Genomic DNA, 9,064 nt, shown 5'->3' on the forward strand with positions numbered 1-9,064 from the left:
TGGAACGGCAAGGGCGGCAACAAGTTCACCGGCCCCGTCACCCTCGGCCCCGGCTGGACCCCGTACGCCGCCACGCTGATGTCACTCGGCGACATCAACAGTGACGGGAACACCGACATCGCAGCCGTCCGGAACGACCAGCTCCACATCTGGAACGGGAAGGGCGCGAACAACTTCTCCAGCCGGATCGGCCTCGGCCTCGGCTGGACGCAGTATTTCCCGGTCTGAAAGATGTAGGGCGATCGCCGGACACCGGTGTGCCCCGCATCCTCGTAAAGTGACGGACAGTCGCGGCGCAGCCTGGGGGAGGCTGTGACGTGACGACGTAGCGTCATGCCCGGCTGCGCGCGGCAGCCCTGTGCCCGCGCAGAAGTCTCCGTCCCTCACGTCGACCATCCAAGCCACGGCACGGAGGGAGAGCCCTGATGGGACTGGAGATCAAATTCCTGGGGCCTTGGGAGGTCAGGGCGGACGGTGAGCCCCTGCGGCTCACCGGCGAACGGCGCGTGGGGGTGCTGGCCAAGCTCGCCCTGAACGCGGGCCGGCCGGTCTCCGCGGAGGAACTGCTCATCCAGGTGTGGGGCCGCAGCACGGCGACCACCGCGGGCAAACAACTGCACATCGTGGTCTCCAAGCTGCGCAGCCTGCTGGCGTCGCACCGCTACGACGACCTCATCACGACCGTCTCCGGCGGCTACCAGCTCAACCTCGCCCGCGAGCGCGTCGACGCCACCCTGTTCACGCTGCTGGCCGAGCAGGCGCGCACCGCGCAGGCCCAGGGCGAGCTCGCGCGGGCGGACGCGCTGTTCCAGCGGGCCCTGTCGTTGTGGCGGGGGGAGGCGCTGGCCGACGTGACCGCCTCCTGGGCCGAGTTCGAGTCCGCCCGGCTGGAGGAGCAGCGTCTGACCACGCTGGAAGACCACATGGACCTGCGCCTGGCCGGCGGCGACCACTACGCGCTGCTTCCCGCGCTCACGGCGCACACCGCGACCCACCGGCTGCGCGAACGCCCGCGCGCCCAGCTCATGCTGGCGTTGTACCGGGCCTCGCGGCCGTCCGAGGCTCTCGGGGTGTTCCACGAGACCCGCCGCCTCATGGTCGAGGAACTCGGCATCGAGCCGGGAGCGGCGTTGAGCCAGATGCAGCAGGCGGTGCTCAGGCGTGACCCGACGCTCGACCTGGTCTCCCCCGCGCAGCGCACCTCGCTCGGCCGGCCGGTCATCCCGGCCGAGTTGCCCTCCGACACGCCGGCGTTCACCGCGCGCGCCGGCGAGATCGCCTGGCTGCGGCGCTCGCTCACCGACGCCTCGCCGCAGTCGCCGGCCGTCGCCGCGGTCCACGGCCCGGCCGGGGTCGGCAAGTCCGCGCTGGCCGTCCACGTCGCGCACTCCGTCGCCGACCGCTTCGCCGACGGCGTCCTCTACGTCGATCTGCACGCGGTCACCCCCGGGCTGCCGCCGTTGTCGTCGTTCGAGGCGCTGAGCCGGCTGCTGCGCTCGCTCGGGCTCGGCAGGAGCGCCGTCCCGCCCACGCTGGACGGCGCCGCCGCCCGCTACCGCTCGCTCACCTCGACCCGCAACCTGCTGGTCGTGCTCGACAACGCGCTCGACTCCGCCCAGGTCAGGCCGCTCATCCCGGCCGGACCGGGCTGCGCGGTGGTCATCACCAGCCGCCAGATCATGGCCTCGCTCGACCTGCCGGGCCACCTGCGCCTGACCAGGCTCGGCCACGCCGACGGCGCCGAACTGTTCACCCGCCTCACGGAACCCGGCCGGGTCGCCACCGAGCCGCAGGCGGCCCGGCAGATCGTCCGGTGGTGCGGCGGCCTGCCGCTCGCGCTGCGCATCGCGGCGGCGCGCCTGGCCGCCCGTCCCGACCGCGCGCTGGCGCAGCTCGCCAGGCAGCTCGCCGACCCGGAGCGCCGCCTCGACGCCCTCGAACACGCCGACCTGTCGATGCGCGACAGCCTGGCGGCCGCCTTCCAGCAGCTTCCGGGGGAGCCCGCGGGCTCCGACGCCGTGCACACCTTCTCCGTGCTGGGCTTCCTGGACAACCTGACGCACACGGCGTCCGACGTGTCCGCGTTCACCGGATGGCCGGAGCACCGCGCGGAGGCCGCGCTCAACCACCTCCTGGACGTGCGCCTCGTCGAGTCGGCCGGGCCCGGCCGCTACTGGCTGCCCGGCCTGATCCGCCTCTACGCCCGCGAGCGGGCCGTGCGGGAGACGTTTCGGCCCGCACCCGCCCTGACACCGCCGGGCCGCCGCATGACGCCGCCGGGGCACGGCCGGGTCAGGGCGGCCAGCCGGCGCATCCTCGCGCCGGCCGAGGCGACGGCCTGCCGCTGAGCCTGCCCGGCCTCACCGGGGCGGGTAGGCGTGCAGCCGCAGGAACGCGGGGTCGAGGGTCTTGGGCAGCGGACGGTCGGGGCTCAGGGCGGGGCCGGCCGGGTGGAAGTCGTACTGGCTGAGCAACACCCGCAGCGCCGTGGCCGCGATCTGGACGCCCAGCTCGGCCCCGGGGCAGCGGCCGGGGCCGCCGGAGAAGGGGGCGACCCGCCAGTCCGCCTGCACCCGCCCGTCGAGCCAGACCTCGGGGGTGAACGTGTCGGCGTACTCGAGTTGCGGACTCCGGTGGTGCACGGCGAGCGGGATCACCACCTCGATCCCGGGCGGGAGTCGGGCGCCGTGCCAGTCGACGGCCCGTGTCACCGTCCTGAACAGGGTGGGCACCATGGGGTAGAGGCGCAGGCTCTCGCACAGGCAGGCGCCGAGCCGTTCTATGCCGTCGTCGGCGCGGGCCTCGGCGCGAGCCCGCGCGGCCTGCTCGGGGTGGCCGGCGAGCAGCGCGAGCGTGGTGCGCAGCGCCCTGACCTCGATCGAGCCGGCGGCCATCAGCCAGTGCGAGACCTGCCCGGCCGGGTAGGTCCAGGTGGTCTGCGGGGCCGCCGCGAACAGGCCCGCCAGGCTGCCGGGGGTCTCCGCCGCGACGTGCCGCTCGATGCCGTTCTCCAGGATCTGGCGCAGCGCGCGGACGCGGTTGGCCCGCCACGGGCGCAGCCCCATCCAGTTGGCCTCGGCGCGCAGTTCGCGCAGCGCCTCCAGGATCCGGACGTCGTCGCGCGCCTGGTCGCCGAGCACCAGCCGCAGGACCGCTCGGCCGTAGGCGTCCGACAGCCGGGCCCAGTCGACCTCGCCGGGGACGTGCCCGAGCACGCCGTCGAGCTCCTCGCCGAGCACCTGGCGCAGGCGCGGGGCCAGCACGTGCGGCACCTGCCCGGCCTGGAGCACGGCTTCGTTGAACCGGCGGCGGTCGCGGCGCAGCTCCCCCTGGGACAGCAGGACGCTGTTGGGCTGGGTGAGCCGCAGCCCGGCCCGCTTGGCCTTGGTGCGGAGCGAGAAGACCGCGTCGGAGCAGGTGAGGATGTCCCTGATGTCGCTCTGCGAAAGGATCAGCAGGACGGTGCGCGGGTTGCGCACGTAGACGGCCCGGCCGCCGTACCGGGCACGCAGTTCCCTGCACACCCGCTGGGCGGCCGCGTTCGTGTCGAGCCAGGCGAGCAGCCTGGCCATGGCGGGGCGTTCGAGGTAGGGCCCGCGCAGGAGCGCCGGAAGCGTGTAGGCGGCGGAGAACCGCAGGCTCTCCAGGAAGGTGGCGTGTGGGATCTGGCGTGCCATCGGCTCCCCCGGGTCGGTGTGAAGTCGCGGGTCACGGGAGCGGTGCCTGGGCCGTCTCCGGATAACGGCATACCCAAATTGTAGTCAAGTTATCACTCTATGTACTCACACATGGTTTGTCGTGCCTCTTCTCCCCTCCACCGGCCGGCCGGCCGAGGTCGTCCGAAGGCCATCGATCCGCCCGTCCTGTCTTTACTCCAAGCCTTCACTCAGGTTGACCCCATAACGTGACCAGGTGTCTATCAACCTGACCGCCCGGGAAGGCGACCGCGAACCGCAGACCGAGGAACGGACGCACGCGCCCCCGCGGGCAGCCCGGCTGACCTGGCTGGACGCCCTGCGCGGCATCGCCGTGCTGGCCGTGCTCTTCGAGCACCTGCTGGACCCGCTCTTCCCCGAGGTCCGCACGGCCGTCAGCCCGTGGTTCGACTTCGGCCAGTTCGGTGTGATGCTGTTCTTCCTCGTCAGCGGCTACGTGGTGCCGCCCTCGCTCGAACGGCGCGGCAGCGTCTCGGCCTTCTGGATCGGCCGCCTGTTCCGCCTCTACCCCCTGTGGATCGTGGTGGCGCTCACCGGCGCCGTGTTCGGGATCGTCCAGGTGTACTCGTCCCTGCCCGACCAGCTCGCCGACCGGCCGGTCACCTCCGCCCTGGCCCACCTGACGATGCTCCAGGACTTCCTCCAGATGCCCAGCGTCGTCAACGTGTTCTGGACGCTCTCCTACGAGATGGTCTTCTACCTCCTCGTGACCGCGCTCTTCGTCGCCGGGCCGCGCCGGGCGGGCACCGCCGGCACGCTCGCCGTCGCGGCGACGGCCGTGCTCGTGGGCGGCGCGCTGCCGGCCGGCGCCCTGTCCCGCGGCCTCGGCGGCGACGCCGTCGTGCTGGGCGTGATCGTGGTGCTGGCGCTCGGGCTGACCGCGATCCTGGCCGGCGGCCGGAACGTACGGCGGTGCGGCGCGATCGCCGTGGCCGTCCTGGCCCTCGCGCTGCTCGCGGTCAACAGCCGGGTCGGCGCGTGGCAGAGCCTGGCCATCCTGGCCACCATGTTCGCCGGGACCGCGCTCTACCGGCTGGATCAGGGACAGGTCCGCCGGACGGCGGTGCGGTGGCTGGTTGGGCTGGTGCCCGTCGTGTCCATCGCCGCCGCGGTCTGGTTCGGCCCCGGCTGGGGCATGACGGACGAGCAGGCGCTGGCGTTCCGGTGGAGCTGGTCCACGGCGGTGGCGGTGGCCTGGCTGACGTTCCTGGCCTGCCGCCTGCTGCGCTCGGCCGGATTCCCCCGCCTCCTCGTGAGCCTCGGGCTGGTCAGCTACTCCGTCTACCTGCTGCACCCGCTCGCGATCCAGGTGCTGCGGCGGCTGCTCCCGTACCCCGTCGAGGTGCCGCCGGCCGGGCGGATCGCCTGCTCCGTGCTGGTGCTGGCGGTCGTGGTCGCCGTCTCCGTACTGAGCTACCGGTACGTCGAGCGTCCGGCCCAGGGGCTGGGCCGCCGGCTGTCCCGCGCCGCCGCCGCCCGCGTCACCCCGTGAGCCCTGCGGCGGTGGCGACCAGGCCGCCGTCGATGATCAGGTCCTGCCCGTTGACGTAGGAAGCCTCGTCGGAGGCGAGGAAGGCGACCGCGCCGGCGACGTCCTCGGCCGAGCCGATCCGGCCGGCGGGCACCGCGGCGCGCACGGCGTCCGCGGCCCCGGCCGAGATGTTGCCGTGGAACATCGGGGTCTCGATGTAGCCGGGGCTGACCGAGTTGACGCGGACACCCCTGGGCGCCAGGTCCGCGGCGAGGGTGTGCGTCAGGTTGTGCACCGCCGCCTTGGACGCCGCGTAGACCGAGGCCCCGGGCAGGCCGCGGTGCAGCGTCCAGGACGCGTTGACGACGATCGCCGCACGGTCGGCGAGCAGCGGCAGCGTCTTCTGAACGGTGAAGAACACCCCCTTGACGTTGGTGTTCATGATGCGGTCGTAGTCGGCCTCGCTCACCTGCCCGAGTTCGCCGAACGAGGCCACTCCGGCGTTGGCGAACAGCACGTCCAGGCGTCCGTGGCGGTCGCGGATCGTGCCGGCCAGCCGGTCCAGGTCGGCGAGGTCGGCCGCGTCCGCGCGGACGGCGAGGACGCGCTCCGCGCCGCCCAGGTCGTCGAGCGCGGCGTCCAGCCGGGCCTGGTCCCGGCCGGTGACGACCACCCGCGCGCCCTCGGCTAGCAGCCTGCGCGCGGTGGCCAGGCCCATCCCGCTCGTGCCGCCGGTGATGAGTGCGATCTTGCCGTCGAAGCGTGTCGGTGTCATGCGGACCAGCCTGCCGAGCGGCCCGGATGCCGAACAGTGCGTGCTCAACCTGGGTCTGGCAGCACCACCTTGGCCAGGCGCTCGGCGGTGCCGGGGCGCGGGTCGTACAGTTCGAGGTGCCAGCCGGGCCGGTCGGGCAGGGTCAGGGTGGTCAGGTCGAAGAACAGCTCGCCGGCCTCGGGGTGGCGCACCGCCTTGACCGTGTGCGCGGGCGCGCCCACCTCGTGGCGGGCCCACAGCTCGGCGAACTCGGGGCTGACGGCGCTGAGGTCCGCCACCAGCCGGCCGAACCCGGGATCGCCGGGGGCGTGCCCGGCGTCGGCGCGGAAGGCGGCGACCACGGCCGGGGCGACCGAGGCCCACTGCACGTGCATGCCGCGGTATCGCGCGTTGGTGAAGAACGAGACCAGGCAGTTGTGGTCGGTGTCGTCGTAGCCGAACACGGCCCGGGTCGCCGCGTTGATCGCGATCAGGTTCCAGTGGCGGTCGCGCAGGATCGCCGGTCGCGGCGTCCACGCGTCGAGCAGGCGGCGCAGTTCGGGGGTGACCTCGGCGTCGCGCGCCGGGCCGGCGGGCGGCGGGTTGAGCCCGGCCAGCAGGTACAGGTGGGCCCGCTCGGGACCGGTCAGGCGCAGCGCCCGGCCGATCGCGTCGAGCACCTCGGCCGAGACGTTGATGTCGCGGCCCTGCTCCAGCCACGTGTACCAGGACACCCCTACCCCGGCCAGCACGGCGACCTCCTCGCGCCGCAGCCCGGGGGTGCGGCGGCGACCCGCCGTCGCCATGCCGACGTCGGCGGGCGTGAGGCGGGCCCGGCGGGCGCGCAGGTAGTCACGGAGCTGCTCGCGGCGGCGCAGCCGCGTCTCGGTGGACTCGCTGGTCATACGTCACGGTAGCGGAGCAGGTGGACTGCGGGGACTACAGCTCCGCCGTGGCCCTGAACCGTTCGTGGGCGGCCTGCTTGGAGATGCCCATCGCCTCCCCCACCTCCGACCAGGACGCCCCGCCCTGCCTGGCCCCGGCCACGGCCTGGTCGAGCAGGGTACGCTGCCAGCTCTCGATCTGCGACAGCAGGGTCAGGGCGGCGAGCGGGCGCTCGCCGGCCAGCTTCACGACCCGCTCGCACAGGAGGTTGGACTTGATCACCAGCTCGCTGGGCGGGGCGGCGGCGAGCAGGGCGGTGGCGTGCACGCTCGCCCAGCGGTACTCCGCCTCCTTGGCGCCCTCCGGAGTGGCCGGATGGCGTCGCCGGTCGGTCCAGCCACAGGAGCAGGTGGCCTGGTAGCCGACGAACGTGCGGGTGAAGGCGCTGGCGGTGGGGGCCAGCTCGCCGTTGGGCAGCACGGGGGCGGCGAAGCCCTTGTGCTCGGGGATGTCAGGGAACTCGATCGTCACAAGCGTCAAGGATTCCTGACGATTAGTGGTTCGCGCAAGTCGGTGGCGACGATCGCGTGCGGTCGCCCGACGCGGGGGGCATATCGGTAATGCGTGGTTTCACATGAAACCTTCACCACCGGCCCGGCGCGGGCCGACAACCGGGCCATAACGGTGTGTTCACCTCTTCTTGCGCAGGGCTGATCATTCTCCTAAGTTAGGCGCCGTAACTTAGGGAAGGCGCACCCCATGAGAACCGGCGGTCGCATCGCCAGCTTCACGCTGTGCGACGTGATCGAGGCCGGCACCCGGATCGGCCTCGTCCACCTGAGCATGCAGAGCGTGGCCGACGCGCTCGGCGTCACGGCGGCGGCCGTCTACCGCCACGTGGCGAGCCGCTCGGCGCTGGAAAGCCTGGTCGGCGAGGCGATCCTCGACCGGCTGACCCTCGTCGACGACCCCGCCGAACCCACCACCGCCCACCTGGTCGGCTTCGCCCTGCAGCTACGACGCTTCACGCTCGACCACCCGGGGACGGCCCGGTACATGCAACGGCTGTTCCCACGCGGGCCGTCGGGCGTCCGGCTCCTGGAGCACCAGATCACCGCGCTGGGGCGGCGCGGCTACGACCCCGCCGCCGCCACCGTGCTCTCCTCCTCGATCGCCACCATCGCGATCGGCGCCACCGTGGCCGAACAGGACCGGGAGACCCTGCTCGGCACCCCAGCCATCGAGGAGTCGCTGACCGCGATGGCCGGCTCCGAACTCCTGCGCCAGGCCGTCGCCGGCGTCCCCCCGCACACATCGGAGGACTACTTCGTGTTCATGCTCACCGCCGCGGCCGAGGGGCTGACCGCCCAGCTCCCGCCCGGCCGTCCGCTCACGGTCCCGAGGACGGCGTCCTGAACGCCACGCGCCGCGACACGAAGGAGGGCCCGTGCCCGCGCCGCTGCCCCTGATGCCGGACGACCCCACCGAGGTCGGGCCGTACCTCCTGGAAGGCCGGCTCGGGTCGGGCGGGCAGGGGGTGGTCTACACCGGCAGGACCCCCGACGGCCCACTCGTCGCGGTCAAGCTGCTGCACTCGCACCTGATCTCCGACGAGCAGGCCAGGACCAGGTTCCTGCGGGAGGTGCAGACGGCCAAGCGGGTGGCGCCGTTCTGCACGGCGCAACTGCTCGACTCCGGCTTCGCGGGGGCCAGGCCGTACATCGTCAGCGAGTACGTGGACGGCCCCTCGCTCCAGGAGTCGGTCAAGGAGAGCGGGCCGCGCGGGGTGGCGGCGCTGCAACGGCTGGCGATCAACACCGCGACCGCGCTGGCCGCGATCCACTCGGCCGGGGTCGTGCACCGGGACTTCAAGCCGGGCAACGTGCTGCTCGGCCCCGACGGGCCCGTCGTGATCGACTTCGGCATCGCCAAGGCCCTGGACGTGAGCCAGTCGCTGGTCAGCAGCCAGCCCATCGGGAGCCCCGCGTACATGGCTCCCGAGCAGATCTCCGACGAGGAGGTGGGGCCGCCCGCCGACCTGTTCGCGTGGGGCGCGACCATGTACTACGCGGCCACCGGGCGGCGGGCCTTCCCCGGCGAGACCATCCCCTCGACGCTGCACTCGGTGCTGCGCGGCGAGCCCGATCTGAGCGGGCTGGACGGGTGGTTCGGGTCGCTGCTGCGGGAGTGCCTGGACAAGGAGCCGGCGCGGCGGCCCACGGCCGCCCAGGTGGTCGA

9 protein-coding genes are annotated in these 9,064 nt (G+C 73.1%); 5 read left to right on the top strand and 4 right to left on the bottom strand.

Annotated elements, in window-relative coordinates; translation table 11 throughout:
• Together FAF44_RS01465 and FAF44_RS01470 are read left to right on the top strand one after the other, a co-directional pair.
• Positions 1-228 (top strand): hypothetical protein (locus FAF44_RS01465; RefSeq protein WP_237101122.1); only part of this gene is annotated, 228 nt, incomplete at its 5' end.
• A 197-nt stretch (positions 229-425) separates the two neighbouring features.
• The gene (locus FAF44_RS01470; RefSeq protein ID WP_237101123.1) at positions 426-2,348 is read left to right on the top strand and encodes a BTAD domain-containing putative transcriptional regulator; all 1,923 of its coding nucleotides are present in this window, start codon (positions 426-428) and stop codon (positions 2,346-2,348) included.
• Between the two features lie 12 nt (positions 2,349-2,360).
• On the opposite strand, the gene FAF44_RS01475 is transcribed toward FAF44_RS01470, so the two are convergent.
• Complete coding sequence (locus FAF44_RS01475; protein ID WP_237101124.1) at positions 2,361-3,677, bottom strand: cytochrome P450; 1,317 nt, start codon at positions 3,675-3,677, stop codon at positions 2,361-2,363.
• A 235-nt stretch (positions 3,678-3,912) separates the two neighbouring features.
• Between FAF44_RS01475 and FAF44_RS01480 the strand changes: the two genes are divergently transcribed.
• The gene (locus tag FAF44_RS01480) at positions 3,913-5,208 is read left to right on the top strand and encodes an acyltransferase (RefSeq protein WP_237101125.1); all 1,296 of its coding nucleotides are present in this window, start codon (positions 3,913-3,915) and stop codon (positions 5,206-5,208) included.
• On the opposite strand, the gene FAF44_RS01485 is transcribed toward FAF44_RS01480, so the two are convergent.
• From FAF44_RS01485 to FAF44_RS01495, 3 genes are read right to left on the bottom strand one after another with little or no spacing between them, the layout of a single operon-like run.
• Positions 5,198-5,962, bottom strand: coding sequence for a glucose 1-dehydrogenase (locus FAF44_RS01485; protein WP_237101126.1), 765 nt, complete (start codon positions 5,960-5,962; stop codon positions 5,198-5,200). The two genes, FAF44_RS01480 and FAF44_RS01485, sit on opposite strands and share 11 nt — an antisense overlap.
• 44 nt (positions 5,963-6,006) lie before the next feature.
• Positions 6,007-6,846 carry a helix-turn-helix transcriptional regulator gene (locus FAF44_RS01490; RefSeq protein WP_237101127.1) on the bottom strand — a complete coding sequence of 280 codons (840 nt, stop codon included), beginning with the start codon at positions 6,844-6,846 and terminating at the stop codon, positions 6,007-6,009.
• Positions 6,847-6,880: 34 nt separating this feature from the next.
• Positions 6,881-7,357: a hypothetical protein gene (locus FAF44_RS01495; protein ID WP_237101128.1), complete on the bottom strand. Its 477-nt coding sequence runs from the start codon at positions 7,355-7,357 to the stop codon at positions 6,881-6,883.
• A 228-nt stretch (positions 7,358-7,585) separates the two neighbouring features.
• On the opposite strand from FAF44_RS01495, the gene FAF44_RS01500 reads away from it, so the two are divergent.
• Positions 7,586-8,242, top strand: a complete 657-nt coding sequence (locus FAF44_RS01500; protein ID WP_237101129.1) for a TetR/AcrR family transcriptional regulator — start codon at positions 7,586-7,588, stop codon at positions 8,240-8,242.
• 31 nt (positions 8,243-8,273) lie between these two features.
• The coding region (locus FAF44_RS01505) for a serine/threonine-protein kinase (RefSeq protein ID WP_237101130.1) at positions 8,274-9,064 on the top strand (791 nt) is incomplete at its 3' end.

This window comes from Nonomuraea sp. MG754425 (assembly GCF_021699195.1).
In the GTDB taxonomy this organism is placed as follows: Bacteria; Actinomycetota; Actinomycetes; order Streptosporangiales; family Streptosporangiaceae; genus Nonomuraea.

Coding starts and splice junctions, on each gene's coding strand:
- FAF44_RS01470 (WP_237101123.1), top strand. CDS start 426: ATGGGACTGGAGATCAAATTCCTGGGGCCTTGGGAGGTCAGGGCGGAC.
- FAF44_RS01475 (WP_237101124.1), bottom strand. CDS start 3,677: ATGGCACGCCAGATCCCACACGCCACCTTCCTGGAGAGCCTGCGGTTC.
- FAF44_RS01485 (WP_237101126.1), bottom strand. CDS start 5,962: ATGACACCGACACGCTTCGACGGCAAGATCGCACTCATCACCGGCGGC.
- FAF44_RS01490 (WP_237101127.1), bottom strand. CDS start 6,846: ATGACCAGCGAGTCCACCGAGACGCGGCTGCGCCGCCGCGAGCAGCTC.
- FAF44_RS01500 (WP_237101129.1), top strand. CDS start 7,586: ATGAGAACCGGCGGTCGCATCGCCAGCTTCACGCTGTGCGACGTGATC.